Origin of the sequence: Oikeobacillus pervagus (genome assembly GCF_030813365.1) — a bacterium.
Lineage (GTDB): Bacteria > Bacillota > Bacilli > Bacillales > DSM-23947 > Oikeobacillus > Oikeobacillus pervagus.
The window spans coordinates 1-20,260 of the sequence record NZ_JAUSUC010000030.1 but is presented as its reverse complement, the minus strand read 5'-3'; the positions used below and the strand labels follow the sequence as shown (position 1 = coordinate 20,260).

The window sequence follows — 20,260 nt, the reverse complement described above, 5'->3', positions numbered from 1 at the left end:
ATAATTAGATGGCTAACCAACCAAAGTCTTATCGTAAATTTTTAGCTGGATCTGTAACAGCTGCATTAGTAGCATCTGCAGTCACACCAGCATTCGCGGCAGAACAAACAAAAACTTTCAAGGATGAAAATGAAAGTAATTTCAAAAGCCACAGCGAAAATATCTATAAAGCTGCTGAAAAAGGTTTAATCAACGGATACACAGATGGTACATTTAAGGCTTACAAAGAATTATCACGTGGGGACGTTGTTAAAATCCTTGCTCGTTATCTAGAGGAGAAACATGGTGGAAAAGTAGATACATCAGACGTAAAACCATTTGATGATGTAAGGGCTTCAGAAGCTGAAAAAGAATTATATGAAGCTTCTTTAGTAGTTAAGAAATTCAAAGCCTTTGAAGGTTCTAATAATAAATTACTTCCAGCTAACAACATTACTCGTCAAGCAATGGCAAAAGTATTAGTAAACACTTTTGAGCTTAAAGAAGTTGCTGACGGTGAAATGAAAGTGAAGGATCTAGAATCTGCTGATGCGGAATTCCGTCCTTATATCGAAACACTTTCTAAGGCTGGAGTTACAACAGTAGAAAACTTCTTACCAAAATCAACTGTAAAACGTGGACAATATGCGACTTTCTTAGTGAATGCTTTAAATGCATTAGAGAAAAAGAATGAGAAAAAAGACGCTAAAGTTGAGAGTGTAAGTGCAGTTAATGGTAAATTAACTGTAAAATTATCAAAAGAATTGGATGCAACTCCAATTTCTAGTGATTTTAAAGTTGTTCAAAATATCAATGGATCAACAAAAGCGGTTGCTGCTTCTTCAGTCGCATATGACGAAGCAACAAAAACTGTAACTTTAGTCGTTCCTGAATTATCTGCAACAGAAGTGGATCAAGCAGTTTCTTATACTGTAGCTTATAAAGAAACAGCAGCTGTTTCATCAAATAGCTTCACAATCGCTAAAGTTGGTGAATTACAAGCTACTTCAGCGACACAAATTAGTTCAACTCAAATCAAAGTTCAATTTAACCAAAAAGTAACAAAAGCATCTGCTGAAAAAATCGCCAACTATAAATTAGGTAAAGCTAAAGCTGATGGAAAAATTAGCGGTGAGTATCAATCATTTACAGACGATGATACAACTGCTGTATTACAAGAAGACGAGCAATCAGTAGTAATTACTTTAGGAGCCGAGGAACAAGCTACTAACATTTTAGGTGCTAAAGGTCAGTTTGATAATAACACAGCATTTTTATTAAATGTTTCTACTAATGTATTACCTAAACTAGGTAAAGCAGCAGAGAAACCAGCAGAACTTCCATTCACTTTAAATGACTCAACTAAACCAGCTGTTGAAAAATTTGTCGTGAATGAAAATGGGGAATTAGTTGTTTCTTTTAATGAAAAATTAAATACAACCTCTGTTAAGGTTGTAATTAACGGGCAAGAATTAACAAAAGCACCTGTATATTCTGCGAAAACTGGTAAATCGACTGTGACATTCACTAAAGAGGTTCTAACTGGTAAAAAGCCAACTGGTTTTGGATTAGAACTAGGTAAAACATATGCTGTATCAGTCGCAGAAGGTCAGGATGCATACGGAACAGCAATGAACATTTATACATCGCAGTTCACATATACAGTTGCTGCCGATGCTCCTCAAGTTACAAAAGTGGAATCTAAAAATGAAAAGTCAGTAACAGTTACATTCAGTGAGCCTGTTTTTAAAGTTAAAGATGGATCAGCGTTAGATAGTACAAGTTTTGATATCACAAAAGGTGCAAAACATTTCAAACCTGCAGATGTAACTTCTAATACAGCTGGCACTGTTTACACTTTAACATTTAATCCGGTGGATCAAGTTGATGACTTCATCTTTGATTCATATAAAAATGAAACATCTGTAAGCTTAGATATACACGTATCAGATATAAAAGATAACGTAGGTAATATTACACCAGCTTCTAAACATACAGTTACAGTTCTTAAAGATACTGTGAAGCCAGAAGTTGTAAAGAAGGAAAATAAAGAAAATGGTTTTGTTGGATTAACATTCAATAAAGCATTTAATGGAACAAAAGTTACTAAAGGAAACGTTGCAGGTAAAGCATATGTATTAACATCAACAGGTGTTAAATTGCCATTAGCTGAAGCAAATGTAACTGAAGTAACACCAACACCAGAAGGTAAATTGAAATTTAATTTATCTAATGTAAGTAGTAACGCATTAGCAGCTGGTAACTACACATTAGTTCTAGAAGAAGGAGCAGTAGTTGATACAGCACTTAACGGCGGTAATAAAAATAACGAAATCCGTGTTCCATTCATTATTGCAGCTACTGGTTTAGAGAAGAAACCTGTTGTAGAATCCGTAAATGCAAGTGATGAAAATGCACCAGGCAATATCGTAGTAACATTTGAGGAACAAGTTTCCTATGAATCAGCAGCAAAAGCCGCTAACTACACATTAGATGGTAAAGCCATCCCAGCATCATCTGAATTCTCATTAGATTCTGAAGGGAAAGTTTTAACTATCACATTACCAGAAGCAACATATAAAGAGTCTGGATCAAAAGTTCTTAAAATCAACGGTGTACGTAACTTAGCTGGTACAGTAATGGATCAGTATGAAGCAGTACTATCTGTAAATGAGAACGAAAAAATCGAGCTTAAATCTGCGAAAATTGTTAATGGAGACGTCATCTTAACATTCAATGAAAATGTTAATAAAGCTGATGTAAAACAAGTGTTTGTAGACACAGATTTACTTGTTAAGGCAAATGGTGTAACTGTTGCTAGCCCAACAGTGAAAGAACATGATGCAGTTAAAGCAGATGATAATGATTCAGCAAAAATTGCTAAAAACCAAATTAAGATTGTAGCACCAAAAGGGATTAGCTTTGCTACTGGTACGATTACAATCGAAGTGAAAGAAGACGCACAAGCGAAAGATAAAGCAGGTAATGGTGCGAAAGCAGTCACAGTTACAGCAACCCGATAAACTCGGAGAAGCACGTGATAATTGGGGTCAGACCCCTGCTACTTTAAAGCGTTAAAATGAGGAGAAGCACGGGGACGGTTCTCCTGCTTCCATAATCGAAAAGCTCTGTGGAGAAAAACCTCTACAGGAGATAATTGGGGTCAGACCCCCGCCGCTTTAAAGCGTTAAGGTAATGGTATTGAAAGCAATAAGCCTTGTGGGGAGTGAAATCTCTACAGGGCTTTCTTTTCATTTTCATATGAATAGTTAAATAGAAGTATGATAGAATGGAAGAGCAACTGAATATTGTGAGGGTGGTTGGTTGTCTCTCTTCTTTCCGTTTAGGAAAGGAGGTGATAATCATGGAAACATTTCTTGAATTTCTTCGTGAAGTTCTGAAGGGGATCGTGCGTGAAGTGAGCGCGTATTTCTTTCGGAAGAACGTATTAGAAAACAACAAGAAAACCACCCTACGCCGTCACAAGCAAAAGGGTGGTTCTCGAAATAGAAAATAAACTTTGACAACCACCACCCTGACGGTAGAGGTTGCAGGGAGAAGCGCTACCAACGCTTCTCTTTTTTATTATATTCTCATTATACATGAAATAAACCTTGAAAGAAAGTACAAAAGTATTGGGGTCAGACCCCCGCTAATTTATGCAGGGCCTTTTCTTTTAGTATTCATACACTTTACCTGTATCAAATGACTTTTGAAATAGTTAATATAATAAGAATAGGAGCGTATGTTCTTGTTTTTGTTTGCCCTAATTCCCTTGCGGAGTTAGGGCTATTTATATTTTTAGGAGGAATGAACATGCACGAAGAAAGAAAAGCGGAACAGATGGAATTGCTAGGAGTGAAGGAAAGCGGGAAGAAGATACCAGCGAAAAAGGGTGAACATTGTTAGTCTAAAGCTAGTAAAAGAATCGAGTTTGCTGTATGAAAATCGCTCGATCCGAAGTCCGAAAGACGGCTACAGCTTTTTTCCATCTGTAAGCTGACTGTTCAATTCGTTTTATGCCAATAATTTCCACATTAAAACCATTCTCCTCGAAAATCTGGCGAGGAAATTTACCGGTTTGGTATTCATCTATAAATCTATTTTTAAAATCGTCTGTATAGGTAATAGACCTTTCGCTGACACGCTGTATATTTGGATTCTTTTGAAGTATGTTTATATCTTTAGTTGAAAAAGTTATTTTACTCATGTTATTCCCTAATCCCCCTACTCTGAAATTCAAGTATATAAAAATACCTGCAGGTTGAACACTCTTTTTTACAAGTGTCCTACCTACAGGTACCATTTTAGTATTCAATCTCTTTTCTTTTTATTATTTAGGGAATATGTTAAAATTAACTTAACGAATTTGTTAAGTTATCAAAAGTGTTACTTCTGAATATACTAAAAGGAGAAATTGGATCATGAACTTTAACAAAGATGGTTTGTTACCCCCAGGGGATTATGCGTTGACGTTAAATGGACTTAGGGCTTCTATCCTTGTTAGGGGACCACAAAATGATACTCCATGGGATGTGAAGTGGCGACTATTTCTAGTCGATAATTTGGAAGCATTAGTTCAGCAATTGTGGGATATTGGTATTGATCAGATTTATATTGATGGGTCATTTGTGGAAGAAAAAGCTCATCCAAATGATATTGATGGCTATTTTGAATGCGATTTGATGGAATTAGCAAAGGGAGAATTGGAAAGAAAGTTAAATGCTTTGGATCCGTATAAGGTTTGGACATGGGATAGCAGCAGCCGAAAGTCTTACCGAGGTTTTACTAAAAAACAATTGCCGATGTGGCATCGATATCGTGTAGAATTATATCCTCATTTTGGGCAGCCCTCTGGTATTCTGGATGAACATGGGCATGAACAACAATTTCCCGCAGCTTTTAGAAAAACCAGAGATTCCTTTTTACCAAAAGGTATCGTGAAAATTATTAAATAAAGGTGGTGCTTAGTATGATTAAAACTGAATCAGCTTATAAAAAGGCGTTAGAAAAACTCCAAGAGGATAAAGCATTTATCCAAAATCAAAAGAGAGTGTTGGAAGAAATGGGGCTCACAAAGGAGCAGGTGGAGAAAGCTTTGCAGCCATCTATCACCTTTCATGAGCAATTGAAGGAGGAGGTCATCTATTACGAACGAATTCGCAGAGGAGAATTTGAACCGATTATCAACCTTCATAATTTAGGTAAGTCACTGATTGCTTATCGTATTTACTTAGGTTTGAGTCAACAGGAACTTGCAGATCGATTAGGTGTTTCTGCATCTCAAGTATCGAGAGATGAGCGCAATGAGTATTACGGAGCTACTTTAGAGCGAATTCAACAAGTGATGGAAGCCATGCACATGGTTGCTAAAACAGAAATTGAGTCGCAAGAGTTGTTGGCATGAGTTTGGTAATCTGGTGTCAGACCCCCGCTACTTTAAAGCATTAAAGTGGCGGTTATGAAAGCTATAAGCCTTGTGGGGAGTGAAATCTCTGCGGGGCTTTTTGTTGTGGGGTATTGGGTTCAGCCCCCCATCACTGCGTTTCATTAGGTTAGATGCTTGTTACTTCCAGGAATGTGTAGAGAGGTTGAGGAAATAAAAGAAAAGGAGCACCAGACATTCGGGAAAATGAATGGTGCTCCTTTTGTATTTTCATAGATTTTTTCTTAAAGTATTGCTACAATCCATTAGCAACTATATAAAGTGGATGGGCGGTTGGCACTCCCTGAAAGAAAAGGGATGTCTGATATGGTGACATACGAAGCAATGAACATACTATTTCAATTTGGCATATTTTTAGCTACAGCTTTAACGGCTATAGTAGCAATAATTGCACTTGTCATCAATAGAAATAAGAAGTAATCGCCCACCGCTCCGACCAAAGAGTTAGGTGATTACTTCTTTTAGTAAACCTTCATATTCAACTGGTCAGCCGTTCTTCATGCGGCATGTAGTTGCATTGATTGAGTGTTCGCGCACTCAATCATTTTTTATTTATTCCCATTATACATAAAATTATACATGATTCTTGAGTTTCGCACCTTGATAAATCAATAAGTTATGTGGTTTGAAATGGGTCTAAAGACATTAAAAAACCGCATAAACACTGACTTTTTGTTATGATTAAGTTACCATACCAAATCTAAACAAAAGGACGTGTTATTATGCGGGGAAAAACCAAAGAGATTGAAAAGGTATTCCAAACTCATGGGTTTTCAATTGGTTCTATTATAAGGGATGTAATGGGAATTTTCAATTTCCGTTCCCTTTGTCACAAGGCTGGATTTTCTAAACAACAAGGCTATTCTGTGACGGATATTATTACACTGATGTTGGTATTTCCATTAATGTTGATAGATAGTATCAACGCCTTTTATAAAAGTGAATTTAAAAAAGTGACAACCATGCAGAAAGATGCGATTTATCGATTGAAAAATAATGAAAAAATGCCATGGCGAAACCTACTTTATCATGTTTCAAAACAATTCCAAAAACTAGTCAACCCTAGTAAAAAAGTAGCGAAAAACTCTGCCTTCATTTTTGATGACACCATTGACAGCCGGGTTGGACGCCGGATTGAAAATGTGTCCTACGTTCACAACCATGTTGCAGGGAAGAAAAAAACAACATTGGGATTCAAGAATCTTACATTGGGTTTTTTTGATGGAAAGAGCTTTATGCCACTTGACTTCAGTCTGCACTCAGAAAAACCACTAAAGAAAAAATATCGAAAAGAACAATATAAAAAGGAACGGAAGGCACAAACAAATGGGGCAAAACGTAAAAAGGAATGTAAAGTAGACAAAATTACGAACAGCATTCGTATGCTTAAAAGAGCTGTCAAGCATGGATTCAAAGCTAACTATGTTCTAGTTGATAGCTGGTTTCCGAGTAAAGACTTCATTCAATCTGTTAGAAAAATGAAAGAAGGCATGATGCATGTAGTTTGTGCTGTCCGCAAAGACTTTCGAAAGTACACCTATAATGGCGAGAAGCTAAACGCAAAGGAACTCCTGAAAACCCTGAAAAAGGAAGGCAAAGAAAAACGCTCTCGCAAACGGAGCTTACGCTATTTCGAAGTGACTGTTTACTATGAAGGAATCGATGAAACGGTAAACTTGTATTTTTGCCGATTTCCATATCAAAAAAATTGGAGACTATTCCTTTCCACAGACAGATCTTTGTCTTTTTTAGAAACGATGGAAATTTATTCAATACGCTGGACGATCGAAGTATTTTTTAAAGAAACAAAGCAACAACTTCAATTAGGAAAGTGTAAATCTAGGGACTTTGACGCGCAAATTGCTCATGTGACCACAACCTATATTTTGTATGCATTTCTGTCTTACTTCCGTAGGGTGAACGATTACGAGTCACTCGGAGGATTATTTGAGGAGATCAAGAATGACATGGTGGAAAAGAACCTAGCCGAGCGATTATGGGAAATGTTTGATGAACTAATACAAATTGTAATTGTAGCTATTTCAGAGTCAGGTGTTGTGGATTTAAAATCGTTTAAGGAATCGGAGGAATATGCGTACATCAAAGGAGGGATAAGGGGACAGGTCCCTTGTCCCCCCAATCGACAACCGCCACTCTGATGTAATGGAGGTGGACTACAGGTGCCAGGCACCATCCAATTTTTGGATGGTGCCTGGCACCTGTAGAACTTTGTTGGATAATGTCATATATTGTTCTATAATCTATTAGTGTATGAGTTTTTAGACCTATATTAGAGTGTATAGGATTTTTTGTATTCCCTTTATAGATTATTAGTACTATATATTTTCGATTTCATGTCTTTTGATTGAAGGTGGATTAATACTATTTAGCTATTATGAGTTACCAGGAATGGGCTTTTTTATTTAGGGGGATGAATAATAGAATAACATTGGACAAATTTGGTACTAAATCTATCTAGTGTTAACCATAGGTAGTAATTTTTCTAAAACGTTTAGTTTACTTAAAATCACTTGGATTTTATATTGCTTTTGATGATTTATCTGTCAGTAAAGCAAGTTTTAATAGAATGCAGAATTTGTCCCCAGACTTTGTAAAATTAGACCATACAAAATCAAGAAATCTGTCTAACTCACCGATCAAACAAGTATTAATTTCACTTATTTTAGAATTCACCCATGAAAAAATGCAATTGGTTCTAGAAGGGATTGAATCAAAAGTAGATTTATCAACTGCCAAATGATTGGGAGTACCCTTACTACAAGGTTACTATATTTCAAAATCCAAGCGATTATCATTTATTTTTACATAACAAAAAGTGGAGAAAGAAGGCTTTTTAATGAGGAATTTTTTTAGAAATATTAGGACGAAGCTAATAATAGCTTTTACCATCATCCTGATTGTTCCTTCTATTACAATTGGATCACTAGTTTATATAACTGCTAAGGATGCGGTTGGGCATGAGGTAGTTGAAGGAATACGAGATAATATCAATTTATTAAATCACACAATTGATAACACTGTTCAACCTAAAATACATGATGTTGAATACTTGTCTAAAAATTTATCATTACAATTGAAGAAAGAAGAGAATATTTCTGATTTACGAAAAAGTTTAAATCAGTATGCACTAATGCATCCTGAAGTGGATGGGATTTTCATTGGAACTAAGGAAGGCATATTCATTCGTGAACCCCAACAAAAGAGAGTGGCTAACTATGATCCTAGAGAAAGATACTGGTATAAAGATGCGATGAATCATGAAGGAGAAGTAGTGATATCAAACCCTGAAGTTGCAGCAAGTACAAATAATACTGTTGTAACCATCTCCCAAAAAACAGGAGATGGACAAGGAGTTATAGCTGTCAATCTTAAATTAGATCATCTTCAAAATCTAACCAATCAAGTGAAAATTGGTAAAAAAGGGTACGCACTTATATTAGATGCGAAAAAACACTTTATTTCTCACCCTACCAACGAAGCTAGAAGTGAAGCAAAAGAAGATTTTTATAATCAAATGTACAATAAAGAAACAGGGCAATTTAATTACGAATTAGATGGGAAAAAGAAAGTAATGAGCTTTGTAACTAATGAATTGACAGGATGGAAAATAGGGGGAAATCTATATCAATCAGAGGTGGATGCAATTGCAACACCCATCTTTCAAAAAACATTATTTATCATGATCATTTCGCTCATAGCGGGGGGACTAGCAAATCTATTTATTATTAAGTCGATTATTCAACCAATAAGAATACTGAAAGAAAAAGCAATTACCGTTAGTAAGGGAGATTTAACTGAACAAATTGAGGTAAAATCAAATGATGAAATTGGCCAATTAGGGATGGCTTTTAATGAGATGCAAAAAAGTCTTAGTGGTTTAGTTAAAGAAATCGAATACGATGCTGAACAAGTAGCAGCCTCTGCAGAAGAACTGACTGCAAGTGCTGAACAGACTTCAAGTGCTACAGAACAAGTAGCCGTGTCCATTCAAGAAGTAGCAAGCAGTGCGGAGAAACAGACAAATGGGGTGGAACACACGGCTCAGACCTTGACCCAAGTTTCCGAAGGAGTTGCCCTCATCGCCAATAATTCATTAAAAGTTTCAGAACTTGCCTATCATACAACTGAGCAGGCAGAAGTAGGGGGACAGGCTGTTACCGATACGGTGAATCAAATGAAATCTATTAGCGACTCTGTCACTGAATCCAATCAGATGATCCAATCCTTATCTGATCAAACGAAAGAGGTTCACACCATTTTGAATGCAATTACAGCAATTTCCGATCAAACTAATCTTCTAGCTTTAAATGCTGCAATTGAAGCAGCAAGGGCGGGTGAATATGGCAAGGGATTTGCTGTTGTTGCGGATGAGGTACGACAACTTGCCGAGCAATCTCAAAACTCAGCAAAGGAAATTTATGGAATTATCCAAAGAATCCAAGAATATACAGAAAGCTCCGTTCAAGTCATGGCCCGTGTTACCGGTGATGTTCAAGCTGGGGTAGAAATATCTAAAGAAGCTATAGAGAAATTTAATCGAATCATTCAAAGCACAAAAGAAATCACTCCACAAATGAATGATATTTCTTCCACTGCACAACAAATGTCGGCATCCATTCAAGAAGTTACGGCTACAGCAAATACACTAGCAAATATTGCTCAAGAAAATGCAGCCACTTCAGAAGAAGTAGCAACATCGACAGAAGAACAACTGGCTTCAATGGAGGAAATTTCCGCATCAGCACAAACACTTACCACAATGGCAGAGAAACTAAATCAATTAATTTTTAGGTTTAAAAAGGGATAAGGGGACAGGTTCCTTGTCCCCCAAAATCAGGAGGTGTGTTCGTGCAAATCTAAAAAAACTCTCCTGTTCGTGGAGGTTAATTTTCCACAAATAAAAAAATTTTAAAAGCGCAGGATTTTTTTTAACTTTGTCGAACTATAGTCCATAAGCCACGAAATGGGTCTATCCTCCCTTTCCTCCTTTTTTTCTCCATTACTAGATTACATTTCCCAAAAGTTTTAAGTATTTCATCGATAAGGAGGCTATGCGATTGACTGTAAAAATATCAAGCATTGGTTTGAAAGGTCTAGAAGGATACCGAGTGCAAGTTGAGGTACAGATTTCACCGGGACTACAGTCCATGGTGATTGTTGGATTGCCTGATGCATCTGTTAAAGGGTCAAAGGAGCGGGTTTTGTCAGCTGTACGTTCGCTCGAATGTGGGGTGGAAATTCAGAAAATTGCAGTCAATTTGTCCCCTTCTGAGCAAAAGAAAAATGGACCATTATTTGATTTAGCGATGGTTATCGGGATATTAAAGGAAATGAACCATGTTAAGGTGGAAATTTCCCAAGGTACCGCCTTTATTGGAGCGCTATCTTTAGACGGGACTATCGAGAAAGTGGAAGGAATGTTACCAGCTTTAATTGCAGCTGCAGGGTTAGGATTTAACAGAGTCTTTCTCCCTTATGACCCGCTCATTCCGTTTGAGTTGTTAGAAGATATTGAGTGTATCGTGGTTCATCATATCCAGGATGTCTTGAAACATTTATCTGGGCAAGTTTTATTGTCGTTAGAAAAAGTTCCAACGATAGTCGAACAATCAAATCCTTCATATGAATTTCATAAAGATTTTTACCATATCATCGGTCATGAACAGGTCAAACAAGCTTTAGAAATAGCAGCTACAGGTGGACATAATGTGCTGATGAGTGGCCCTCCAGGATGTGGTAAAAGTTTACTTGCCGAAAGCTTTCCCTCGATTCTCCCTCCTTTAACAAAACATCAACAATTAGAAGTGATCAGTTTATACCAACTCGCAAAAGAAAAACTCCAACATCCACAAACACCTCCATATAGACACCCACATCATTCGGCCTCGTCTGTTGCCATTATAGGGGGCGGATCATATCCAAGACCAGGGGAAATTTCATTAGCCCATCATGGTGTTCTGTTCCTTGATGAAATGGCTGAGTTCACGAAAAAAACATTGGATATGTTGCGTCAACCGCTAGAAACAGGAAAAGTGACGATTAGCCGTGTTCACTCTACTGTCACCTATCCAGCCTCTTTTATTTTAGTCGGAGCGATGAACCCATGTCCTTGCGGCTACCTTGGTTCTAACACTTATTACTGCACTTGCACGCCAAAGCAAGTTCAGACATATCGTAATCGGGTATCAGGACCGGTATATGATCGGATAGATCTACTACTATCTTTAAAACCTGTCAATTTCGACAAAGGGGGAAGGAAGCCAGAATTATCATCTGAAATTCGCAGGCATGTCATGAAGGCACAAGAGAGACAATTTTCCCGTTATCAAGAACAAGTATGCAACGCAAAAGTTCCCTTTGAAATTTTAACTAAATCAAGTCCTCTCACAGACCAGATTGCCCAGGTATCTTCTAAACAGCATTGGAGCAACCGTGTCCAAATCAAAATCATCCGACTCACAAGAACGATATCCGATTTATCAGCAGAAAATCCTATAACAGATGAATCTATTTGGAAAGCTATCCAGTTAAGATGGAACCTAACAGATGCTATGAATAAAAATAAAACCTAGGTGAGCGATATTATGCCAAGAAAAGCAAGAAGGAAAAGTAGAAGTGGAATCTATCATATTATGTTGAGAGGAATTAATAAACAGACAATCTTTGAAGAGGATGAAGATAAAAGGAGGTTTTTGGAAACATTAAAAAAATACAAAGCCATCTGTAATTATCAAATTTACAGCTATTGTTTGATGAATAACCATGTCCATTTATTATTGAAGGAGACAGACGAATCCATTTCAATAGCCATTAAAAGAATTAGTTCAAGCTATGTCTATTGGTACAATTCGAAATATGAGAGATATGGCCATTTATTTCAAGGACGATTCAAGAGTGAAAATGTGGAAGATCAAACGTATTTCCTAACGGTTCTTAGATATATCCACCAAAACCCCATGAAAGCAGGCTTGGCCAAAACCGTATTGGAAAGTAAATGGACAAGTATAAATGAGTATCTGTTCAACGCGGATATAGTGGATATCGATTTTGCACTAGATTTATTTTCCTCAGAAAGAAACAAAGCGATTCAAATGTTCATGACATATATGCAACAGCAGAATCATGACCAATGTTTAGATGATCGTGTAAAAGTGAGAATGACCGATCATGAAGTAAAAGAGTATTTGTGTAAATGGGGAATTACAAATAATAGTGAATTGCAGCAAATGGAAAAGGACAAAAGGGATGCTGTATTAGTCAAACTAAAAAAGCTGAAAGGTGTAACAATTAGACAATTATCAAGAATAACGGGAATATCAAAGAGTGTCATTCATCGTGCTCGTTAATAGGGGACAGGTTCCTTGTCCCACTTGACTCGCCCCCATTGCCATGCGAGCGGCGAAAGGGGAGATCAACGTGCCCGTTAAGAATGGGGGCAAGGATAGACCTCTTCGTGGAGTAATTGGTATTAAACAAGAAATGGGACAAGGAACCTGACCCCCTGCACCCCTGTACTCCACAAAAAGAAGCCCCGATAAGCTGTAAATACCTTATCGGGGCCCTTTTTCTGTATATAGGGGAAGGGGACAAGGAACCTGTCCCTCCGTCTCTTAAAGAATGGTTACATTGCGCCTCTAATGATTTCCATGACTTCTTCTAATTTAGGTTTGCGTGGGTTTGTTAGGGCTGTTGCGTCTTTCATAGCGTTTTTCGCTAATGTTTCAATGTCTTCTTCTTTGGCTCCTAATTCTTTGAAGCCTGATGGGATGTTTAAGTCGCGAGCTAGGCGTTCAATTGCTTGAATTCCTTTTTCAGCTGCTTCGCGATTACTTAAACCTTCGACATTTTCACCAAGGTAATAAGCGATGTCTGCATAACGTTCTACTCTTGCAATCAAGTTGAATCGGCATACATGTGGAAGTAGGATCGCATTACATACACCATGAGGGAAGTTATAGAATCCGCCAAATTGGTGTGCAATTGCATGTACATAACCTAAAGAAGCATTATTAAAAGCCATACCTGCTAATGTTTGAGCATAGGCCATTTGTTCACGCGCTTCCATATCTTTACCATTTGCTACTGCGCGTGGTAAGTATACAGGAATTAGTTTAATTGCATGGATCGCTAATGCATCTGTAATTGGCGTAGCAGCAGTAGAAACATATGCTTCAACTGCATGTGTTAAAGCATCTAATCCTGTTGCAGCTGTTAGACCTGGAGGCATTCCAGCCATTAAATCAGGATCGTTAATGGAAAGAGTCGGTGTTACATGTTTATCAACAATCGCCATTTTTACTTTTCGTTGAACATTGGTAATGATCGTGAATTTTGTTAATTCACTACCTGTACCAGCTGTTGTGTTAATTGCCACAAGTGGTACCATTGGTTTTTCAGAAACATCGATTCCTTCATAATCTTCTATTTTTCCACCATTAGCGGCTACTAGTGCAATTCCTTTACCTGCGTCATGTGAACTTCCTCCCCCAAGAGTTACTACACTATCGCAGTTTTCATTATGAAAAGCTTCAAGTCCTTCTAATACGTTTTGATCAGTTGGATTTGGTTCTGCTTTTGGAAAAATAGCAATATCTAAGCCAGCTTCACGAATAATGCCAGCAATTTGCTCAGATAGTCCTAATTGATGCAAACCAGCATCTGTTACTAATAAAGGTTTTTTTACACCAAGGCCAGCTAATCTAGTTCCAACCTCGTTTACAGATCCTGAACCAAATAAGTTGACAGAGGGCATATGAAATGAGCTTTGAGTGTTTGTCATAGTAATTTCCTCCCAAACGGATTAATTTGATTTGAATTCCTCCAAAGAATTCTGTCCCCCTATTTGCAAGTGAAAATTTCACCTCCAATAGTATATGTTATTCTGAATAGAATATCCAGGAAAATGCCAGGTGCCAGGCACCATCCAGAAACTGGATGGTGCCTGGCACCTGGTTTTTTTTACCTTCCTTGAAATTCTTCTTTTATGGTGGTCAGTAATTTTGTATTGGTGAGTAGTTGGAGTCCGGTTAGGGCTAGTGCTTTGGCTCCTTTTATGAGTGCTTCATCGCCTTTTTTGGATGCGGCTGCTTCTCTGAAAGGGATGGTATGAGCAATGAGATCATCGGGGCCAATTTTTATATAGGGGTGAATGGTTGGGACTACTTGACTAATATTCCCGGCATCTGTTGAACCAATTCCACCCCAAGCGCCTGTCGCAATGGTTTCTCCTAGTTCTTCAATGACATGATGAAACACTTCATTAAATTTTTCATTCACTAAAAGATTATCTACTGGATTTTGGAAAGCGATAATATTCAGCTTTGCACCAGTTGCTAGTGCCGCTCCTTCTGCTACAGCTTTCACTTTCTTTGTCACTTCATTTAAATGTTCTCTTGTATCGGCACGTATGTAAAATCGAGCTTTTGCATACTCTGGAATAATATTTGGAGCATCACCGCCATGTGTAATAATTCCGTGAATGCTCACATCTTTTTTCAGCTGTTGTCTTAAAGCATTTATTCCGTTGAAAAGTTGAATCACCGCATCCAATGCATTGATTCCTTCATGAGGGGCAGCTGCTGCATGAGCGGATTTTCCAATAAACTCAAAATCAAGCGGGTCAACAGCAAGGGATGTACCACTTAATCTTGTCTGATTAGATGGATGGATCATCATCGCCGCATCAATTCCCTTGAGCAATCCGTGTCGAACGAAGCTTCCTTTAGCACTTCCGTTCGGCCCGCCTTCTTCAGCAGGGGTGCCTAATACGACAACTTCTCCACCCGTTTTATCTAATGTCTTACTTAAGGCAATCGCAGCTGCTACACTTGTCGTCCCAATGATATTATGTCCGCACGCATGCCCAAGTCCAGGAAGAGCATCATATTCCGCCAGAAAAGCGATGGATGGTCCTTTTTTCGCTGATTTTTTGCGAGCAAGGAAAGCTGTTTCATGACCTGCCACTGCCTTTTCGACTGTGAAACCTTCTTTTTCAAGAAGATCTATTAATAGACCAGATGCGAAAAATTCCTCATTCCCAATTTCAGGGTTTTCGTGTATTTGATGACTTGTGGAAAGAAAAAGTTCTTTATTACCTTCCACATTTTTAATAATTGTTTCTTTTAACGAACTAATCACTTCTACGATTGATGACATCATGTTTCCCTCCTCTAATGGATCATGTGCTTACCAGCCAATTTTACTTAATGGAATAAAGGTTGGAATTTGACTTCCTTTGTATTCCTTCTCAATCAATTCCGCTACATCATCTTCTTGATATAGCTCTGCCAGTCTTTTTAACGTTTTATTGTTTTTGTCTTCTTCTCTCGTTGCGATAATATTGACATAAGGAGTAGCAGTTTCACTCTCATGGAAAATAGAATCCTTCGTTGGGTTAAAACCTGCATCTACAGCGATTCCATTATTGATAATCGAAGCAGCCACATCAGGGAGAACACGTGGAGTTTGAGCTGCGACTACTTCAATAATTTTCAAGTTTTTTGGGTTTTCAACGATATCCTCTAATGATCCAGTCCCATCGAAGCCTTCCTTTAGTTTAATAAGGCCTGATTCTTGTAGTAAAAGAAGAGCTCTTCCCATATTGGATACATCGTTTGGCACTGCAATTTTACTGCCATCAGGAATGTCTTTTACCTTTTTGTATTTTTCTGAGTAAATCCCCATTGGAGCCAGAACCGTTGTAGCAATAGGAGCTAATTTCAATTTATGTTCCGCGATAAAACTGTCGAAATACGAAGCGGTTTGGAAGGCGTTGGCATCCAGTTCCCCTTCAGCTAGAGCGATATTCGGTTGAACATAGTCCGAGAAACGAACGATTTCAACTTTAATCCCTTCTTTTTCTGCCTTTTTAGCAACATAGTCCCAAACACGGTTATCCGTCCCGCTTACACCTACTTTAACTTCTACTTTTTTCTCGCTACCGCTCTTTTCATTGGAACAACCTACACTAAAGATGGCTAATGTTAAAATTGCAATGGAAAGTAATAATTTCTTCATTTTCTTTTTCCTCCTACTTATCGTCTTCTAATTTTTCTTGCAAGGATGTTTCCAAAGGACTGTAAACCTTGTACCATCACGATTAAAATTCCCACTGTCACCAACATGGTCACCGTATCAAAGCGTTGATATCCATATGTAATAGCAAGGTCACCAAGTCCGCCCCCGCCGATTGCTCCGGCCATAGCAGATGCACCGACTAAACCAATGGTTGCAATCGTAAAAGCTAGGACAAGAGAGCCAAGAGCTTCTGGAATTAGGAATCGAACTATGATTTGTCCAGGCGTTGCTCCCATTGCTTCCGCTGCTTCAATTACACCTGGATCCACTTCAAGTAGAGAATTTTCTATTAATCTAGCAATATACGGCCCAGCATAAAACACTAGCGGCACGATTGTAGCAGTCGTCCCAATCGATGTCCCCACAAGAAATCTAGTGATCGGAATAATCGCGACCATTAAAATGATAAAGGGGATGGAACGGAAAATATTGATAATTCCACTTAGTACATTGAAAACGAGCAAATTCTCTAGTAAATGACCTTTCCGGGTTACAACGAGCAGGACCCCGAGTGGCAACCCAAGAACGGCCGAAAATAAAAGTGAGAAGGACACCATTTGAACGGTTTCAATCAATGCTTCTGTGATTTGCTCTGAATTAACTAGCATGTGTGATCACTTCCTTTATCGTTATTTGTTCATTGTTGATATACATTAACGCTCGGTTGATTTCATTATTCGATCCTTGAAATTCGACAATTAAGTTTCCAAATGAAGTTCCTTGGAGTTCCGTGATATTTCCAAAAAGAACATTGATATGGATATCGAATTTTTTGGAAAGGGTTGATAATAATGGGCGACCTGCTGAGTTTCCAACAAAATTAATTCGAAATATGTTCTGTGCTCCAGCATTTTTTTGGATGGTTTCTTTAATGGAATCGGGAATTTGGTCATTCATGACGGTGCTGACAAAATTTCTAGCTGTCTTTGTTTTCGGTGATGAAAAAACGTCAAACACTGTCCCTTCCTCAATGATTTTTCCATTCTCCATGACAGCGACACGATGGCAAATATCCTTAATGACTGCCATCTCATGGGTAATGATTAGAATCGTAATGTTGTATTCCTGATTGATTTTTTTCAGAAGCTGTAAAATGGAACTAGTCGTCTGCGGATCAAGGGCTGAAGTCGCTTCATCACATAGCAGGATGGATGGCTGAGTAGCAAGTGCCCTAGCAATCCCAATCCGCTGTTTCTGACCACCTGATAGTTGGTCCGGATAACTATTGGCTTTATCTGAAAGCCCAACAAATTCAAGAAGTTCATATACTCGCTTCTTTATTTTCTCTTTCGGAACTTTAGCTAATACGAGCGGCATGGCCACATTCGCAAATACGGTTTTGGAATTTAAAAGATTAAAATGTTGAAACACCATCCCGATATTTCGTTTGACTTCGCGGATTTCCTTCGCAGATAAAGCGGTTAGATCATGACCGTCCACCAACACTTTCCCTGATGTTGGCTGCTCCAACCAGTTCACACATCGAAGTAAGGAACTTTTACCAGCACCACTAAACCCAATCACTCCGAAAATTTCACCGGCATTTATTTTTAAATTAATCCCATTTAATGCTTTCACCTGATTTCCACCACTGTTGTACACCTTATTTACATTTTGAAACTCAATCATATTGCTTCTCTCCTTTCAATGCTGTTGGGCCATCACACGTTTTTTCTTTGTTTTGGACAAATGAAGAAAACCTTTCAAGTAATCTAAAATAGATGATTTACTAAACAGATGTGAAAACTATGAATTAACTTACAGAAATCACCTTGGCGTTTAGAAGGGGAGTTGATACTTATTAGAACAACAAAAAACCCTCTTCTTGAAAAAAGAAGAGGGTAAAATGTATAAGACTAATCCTCTTCTTATCTTTCAAGCCTAGCTTGCTGGAATTGGCACGGTACAAAAAATGTCCGTTGCCGAGGTGTCATAGGGCCAGTCCCTCAACCTCTCTGGATAAGAAGTATTTTCCGTATTCAATTGATAGTATGATGAATACATTACAACATTCAAAAAACAAAGTCAATGGAATTTTTCAAAAGAGTAGGATTTATCTAAAAAATGGTGAATATGTGTACTTTAAAACAACGAAGCCTGTTGGTACGATAAAGAATGTATGCTAAATTAAGTTTGTAATGAAAATGGTTGGAGGAATTATGAAGAAGTTCAAACGAAATATTAAAAGGTTTTTCTTATTTTTATTTATTTTAATTGTGTTCATGTATCTAAATAATAGTTCTTTCCTTACTAAGTCTAGGAATGAATCTCCTATATTATTGGCACATAGAGGAATGGCACAAACCTTCCCAATGGAGGGAATTGCCAATGATACATGTACGGCTAAAAGGATTTATAAACCAGAACATCCTTTTTTGGAGAACACGATTCCCTCGATGGAAGCCGCCTTTAAAGCAGGTGCCGACATTGTAGAATTAGATATAAAGCCTACGAAAGATGGGCAATTCGCTATCTTTCATGACTGGACTCTAGATTGCCGGACAGAGGCAGAGGGAATGGTTCAGGACTATACAATGGCAGAACTAAAAAAACTGGATGTTGGCTACGGATATACAGCTGATCATGGAAAAACTTATCCCTTTCGCGGGAAAGGAGTGGGGCTGATGCCTTCCCTAGATGAGGTATTAGAATATTTCCCAGAGGAGTCATTCCTAATCCATATCAAGAGTGCCGAACCGACAGAAGGCATTCAACTGGCAAAACACCTTTCGAAACTCCCTGAAAAACGTTTAAATCAGTTAACCGTTTACGGAGATGATCAACCTATCCATACATTGAAAAAACAATTACCCAACCTTAGAGTCATGTCAATGGCCACGTTAAAGAGTTGTTTACTTCCTTATCTAGGGATAGGGTGGACAGGTATGATTCCATCCGCGTGTGAGAACACCCAACTGCATATCCCAGAAAAATACGCACCATTATTATGGGGATTTCCTAATAAGTTCTTGAATCGTATGGAAAGCGTAAATACTCGTGTAATACTAGTCGCAGGTGACGGAGGATGGTCGGAAGGTTTTGATCAAAAACAAGATTTAAAACGACTTCCCGAAAATTACACGGGTGGTATTTGGACGAATCGTATTGATGTGATTGCTCCAATTATTGAAAAAAAATCAGAGCCATTAAAACAATGAGAGATTTAAGTTTAAAAAGAGTTGATTTCTTATGATAGAGGAAATCAACTCTTTTGATATTTTCTTAGGATGCAAGAAAAGTGGCAACTCTATTAGGAAAAGATCAATATAATAGAGGAATACATTGCAATGGACATCGTAAAAATATTTAATCTTCATATATAATATAGTTTGGCTTATATCAGGCAACTTGTTTCCTATATCCTAACTTCAATTACTAGAATCATAGTGATCAATTGACAAAGGGAATGTTAATGAAAAGAAATTCAAAAAAGTTGTTGACTTCTATGAATAAACTTTATATAATGAAACTTGTCACTGAGACACCAACAAAAAAACTTCTAAAAAAGATATTGACAAAATATAATAGAGTTGATATAATTTAATTCTTCGCTTTAAAAGTTGAAGAAAAATGAAGTTTTAGATGATCCTTGAAAACTGAACAAAACAAACAAAACGTCAACGTTAATTTTGATTTTTAAAAAGAGCTAAATCAAATTCTTTGGAGAGTTTGATCCTGGCTCAGGACGAACGCTGGCGGCGTGCCTAATACATGCAAGTCGAGCGAACCAATTAAGAA

The 20,260-nt window shown here is 37.7% G+C and carries 17 protein-coding genes, 1 rRNA gene and 1 riboswitch; of the genes, 12 read left to right on the top strand and 6 right to left on the bottom strand.

Translation table 11 applies throughout. The annotated features are described in order from the left end of the window. The first annotated feature begins 8 nt into the window (after positions 1–8). Both J2S13_RS11520 and J2S13_RS11515 read left to right on the top strand, forming a co-directional pair. The gene (locus tag J2S13_RS11520) at positions 9–3,002 is read left to right on the top strand and encodes an S-layer homology domain-containing protein (RefSeq protein ID WP_307257911.1); all 2,994 of its coding nucleotides are present in this window, start codon (positions 9–11) and stop codon (positions 3,000–3,002) included. Between the two features lie 341 nt (positions 3,003–3,343). Then, positions 3,344–3,496, top strand: a complete 153-nt coding sequence (locus J2S13_RS11515) for a hypothetical protein (protein ID WP_307257910.1) — start codon at positions 3,344–3,346, stop codon at positions 3,494–3,496. A gap of 399 nt (positions 3,497–3,895) precedes the next feature. Here the strand turns inward: J2S13_RS11515 and J2S13_RS11510 are convergent, their stop codons facing one another. Continuing rightward, positions 3,896–4,189 (bottom strand): HTH domain-containing protein, encoded by a 294-nt coding sequence (locus J2S13_RS11510; RefSeq protein WP_307257909.1) that lies wholly within the window; start codon positions 4,187–4,189, stop codon positions 3,896–3,898. 214 nt (positions 4,190–4,403) lie between these two features. Between J2S13_RS11510 and J2S13_RS11505 the strand changes: the two genes are divergently transcribed. The 8 genes from J2S13_RS11505 to J2S13_RS11470 all read left to right on the top strand — a co-directional run bounded on the left by J2S13_RS11505 (position 4,404) and on the right by J2S13_RS11470 (position 12,792). Then, positions 4,404–4,937 carry a DUF6932 family protein gene (locus J2S13_RS11505; protein WP_307257908.1) on the top strand — a complete coding sequence of 178 codons (534 nt, stop codon included), beginning with the start codon at positions 4,404–4,406 and terminating at the stop codon, positions 4,935–4,937. A 14-nt stretch (positions 4,938–4,951) separates the two neighbouring features. Next, a complete protein-coding gene (locus tag J2S13_RS11500) occupies positions 4,952–5,386 on the top strand; it encodes a helix-turn-helix domain-containing protein (protein ID WP_307257907.1) in 435 nt (144 codons plus the stop codon). A 345-nt stretch (positions 5,387–5,731) separates the two neighbouring features. After that, positions 5,732–5,845, top strand: a complete 114-nt coding sequence (locus tag J2S13_RS11495; RefSeq protein ID WP_307257906.1) for a putative holin-like toxin — start codon at positions 5,732–5,734, stop codon at positions 5,843–5,845. 302 nt (positions 5,846–6,147) lie between these two features. Beyond that, positions 6,148–7,584, top strand: a complete 1,437-nt coding sequence (locus J2S13_RS11490) for an IS4 family transposase (protein WP_307257905.1) — start codon at positions 6,148–6,150, stop codon at positions 7,582–7,584. A 338-nt stretch (positions 7,585–7,922) separates the two neighbouring features. Then, positions 7,923–8,186, top strand: coding sequence for an EAL domain-containing protein (locus J2S13_RS11485; RefSeq protein WP_307257924.1), 264 nt, complete (start codon positions 7,923–7,925; stop codon positions 8,184–8,186). Positions 8,187–8,282: 96 nt separating this feature from the next. Beyond that, the gene (locus tag J2S13_RS11480) at positions 8,283–10,253 is read left to right on the top strand and encodes a methyl-accepting chemotaxis protein (RefSeq protein ID WP_307257904.1); all 1,971 of its coding nucleotides are present in this window, start codon (positions 8,283–8,285) and stop codon (positions 10,251–10,253) included. Positions 10,254–10,503: 250 nt separating this feature from the next. Then, a complete protein-coding gene (locus tag J2S13_RS11475) occupies positions 10,504–12,018 on the top strand; it encodes a YifB family Mg chelatase-like AAA ATPase (protein WP_307257903.1) in 1,515 nt (504 codons plus the stop codon). Between the two features lie 12 nt (positions 12,019–12,030). Then, on the top strand, positions 12,031–12,792 hold the full coding sequence (locus J2S13_RS11470; protein ID WP_307257902.1) for a transposase: 762 nt from the start codon (positions 12,031–12,033) through the stop codon (positions 12,790–12,792). Positions 12,793–13,067: 275 nt separating this feature from the next. Here J2S13_RS11470 and J2S13_RS11465 read toward each other — a convergent pair whose 3' ends face one another. The 5 genes from J2S13_RS11465 to J2S13_RS11445 form a co-directional block, all read right to left on the bottom strand. Continuing rightward, entirely contained in the window at positions 13,068–14,225 is a 1,158-nt protein-coding gene (locus J2S13_RS11465; RefSeq protein ID WP_307257901.1) for an iron-containing alcohol dehydrogenase, read from the bottom strand. Positions 14,226–14,404: 179 nt separating this feature from the next. Next, entirely contained in the window at positions 14,405–15,601 is a 1,197-nt protein-coding gene (locus J2S13_RS11460; RefSeq protein WP_307257900.1) for a M20 family metallopeptidase, read from the bottom strand. A 30-nt stretch (positions 15,602–15,631) separates the two neighbouring features. After that, positions 15,632–16,462, bottom strand: a complete 831-nt coding sequence (locus J2S13_RS11455; RefSeq protein WP_307257899.1) for a MetQ/NlpA family ABC transporter substrate-binding protein — start codon at positions 16,460–16,462, stop codon at positions 15,632–15,634. A gap of 17 nt (positions 16,463–16,479) precedes the next feature. Next, positions 16,480–17,130, bottom strand: coding sequence for a methionine ABC transporter permease (locus J2S13_RS11450; protein WP_307257897.1), 651 nt, complete (start codon positions 17,128–17,130; stop codon positions 16,480–16,482). Continuing rightward, on the bottom strand, positions 17,120–18,151 hold the full coding sequence (locus tag J2S13_RS11445) for a methionine ABC transporter ATP-binding protein (protein WP_307257896.1): 1,032 nt from the start codon (positions 18,149–18,151) through the stop codon (positions 17,120–17,122). Before J2S13_RS11445 ends, J2S13_RS11450 begins: the two co-directional genes overlap by 11 nt. A gap of 236 nt (positions 18,152–18,387) precedes the next feature. Further along, a riboswitch (SAM riboswitch) is annotated at positions 18,388–18,488 on the bottom strand. 193 nt (positions 18,489–18,681) lie between these two features. Between J2S13_RS11445 and J2S13_RS11440 the strand changes: the two genes are divergently transcribed. After that, the gene (locus J2S13_RS11440; protein WP_307257895.1) at positions 18,682–19,680 is read left to right on the top strand and encodes a glycerophosphodiester phosphodiesterase family protein; all 999 of its coding nucleotides are present in this window, start codon (positions 18,682–18,684) and stop codon (positions 19,678–19,680) included. 499 nt (positions 19,681–20,179) lie between these two features. Continuing rightward, a 16S ribosomal RNA gene (locus tag J2S13_RS11435) occupies positions 20,180–20,260 on the top strand; the annotation flags it as partial.

Bases quoted from the DNA above. Each gene is read 5' to 3' on its own strand.
- J2S13_RS11520 (WP_307257911.1), top strand. From the start codon at position 9: ATGGCTAACCAACCAAAGTCTTATCGTAAATTTTTAGCTGGATCTGTA.
- J2S13_RS11515 (WP_307257910.1), top strand. From the start codon at position 3,344: ATGGAAACATTTCTTGAATTTCTTCGTGAAGTTCTGAAGGGGATCGTG.
- J2S13_RS11510 (WP_307257909.1), bottom strand. From the start codon at position 4,189: ATGAGTAAAATAACTTTTTCAACTAAAGATATAAACATACTTCAAAAG.
- J2S13_RS11505 (WP_307257908.1), top strand. From the start codon at position 4,404: ATGAACTTTAACAAAGATGGTTTGTTACCCCCAGGGGATTATGCGTTG.
- J2S13_RS11500 (WP_307257907.1), top strand. From the start codon at position 4,952: ATGATTAAAACTGAATCAGCTTATAAAAAGGCGTTAGAAAAACTCCAA.
- J2S13_RS11495 (WP_307257906.1), top strand. From the start codon at position 5,732: ATGGTGACATACGAAGCAATGAACATACTATTTCAATTTGGCATATTT.
- J2S13_RS11490 (WP_307257905.1), top strand. From the start codon at position 6,148: ATGCGGGGAAAAACCAAAGAGATTGAAAAGGTATTCCAAACTCATGGG.
- J2S13_RS11480 (WP_307257904.1), top strand. From the start codon at position 8,283: ATGAGGAATTTTTTTAGAAATATTAGGACGAAGCTAATAATAGCTTTT.
- J2S13_RS11470 (WP_307257902.1), top strand. From the start codon at position 12,031: ATGCCAAGAAAAGCAAGAAGGAAAAGTAGAAGTGGAATCTATCATATT.
- J2S13_RS11465 (WP_307257901.1), bottom strand. From the start codon at position 14,225: ATGACAAACACTCAAAGCTCATTTCATATGCCCTCTGTCAACTTATTT.
- J2S13_RS11460 (WP_307257900.1), bottom strand. From the start codon at position 15,601: ATGTCATCAATCGTAGAAGTGATTAGTTCGTTAAAAGAAACAATTATT.
- J2S13_RS11455 (WP_307257899.1), bottom strand. From the start codon at position 16,462: ATGAAGAAATTATTACTTTCCATTGCAATTTTAACATTAGCCATCTTT.
- J2S13_RS11450 (WP_307257897.1), bottom strand. From the start codon at position 17,130: ATGCTAGTTAATTCAGAGCAAATCACAGAAGCATTGATTGAAACCGTT.
- J2S13_RS11445 (WP_307257896.1), bottom strand. From the start codon at position 18,151: ATGATTGAGTTTCAAAATGTAAATAAGGTGTACAACAGTGGTGGAAAT.
- J2S13_RS11440 (WP_307257895.1), top strand. From the start codon at position 18,682: ATGAAGAAGTTCAAACGAAATATTAAAAGGTTTTTCTTATTTTTATTT.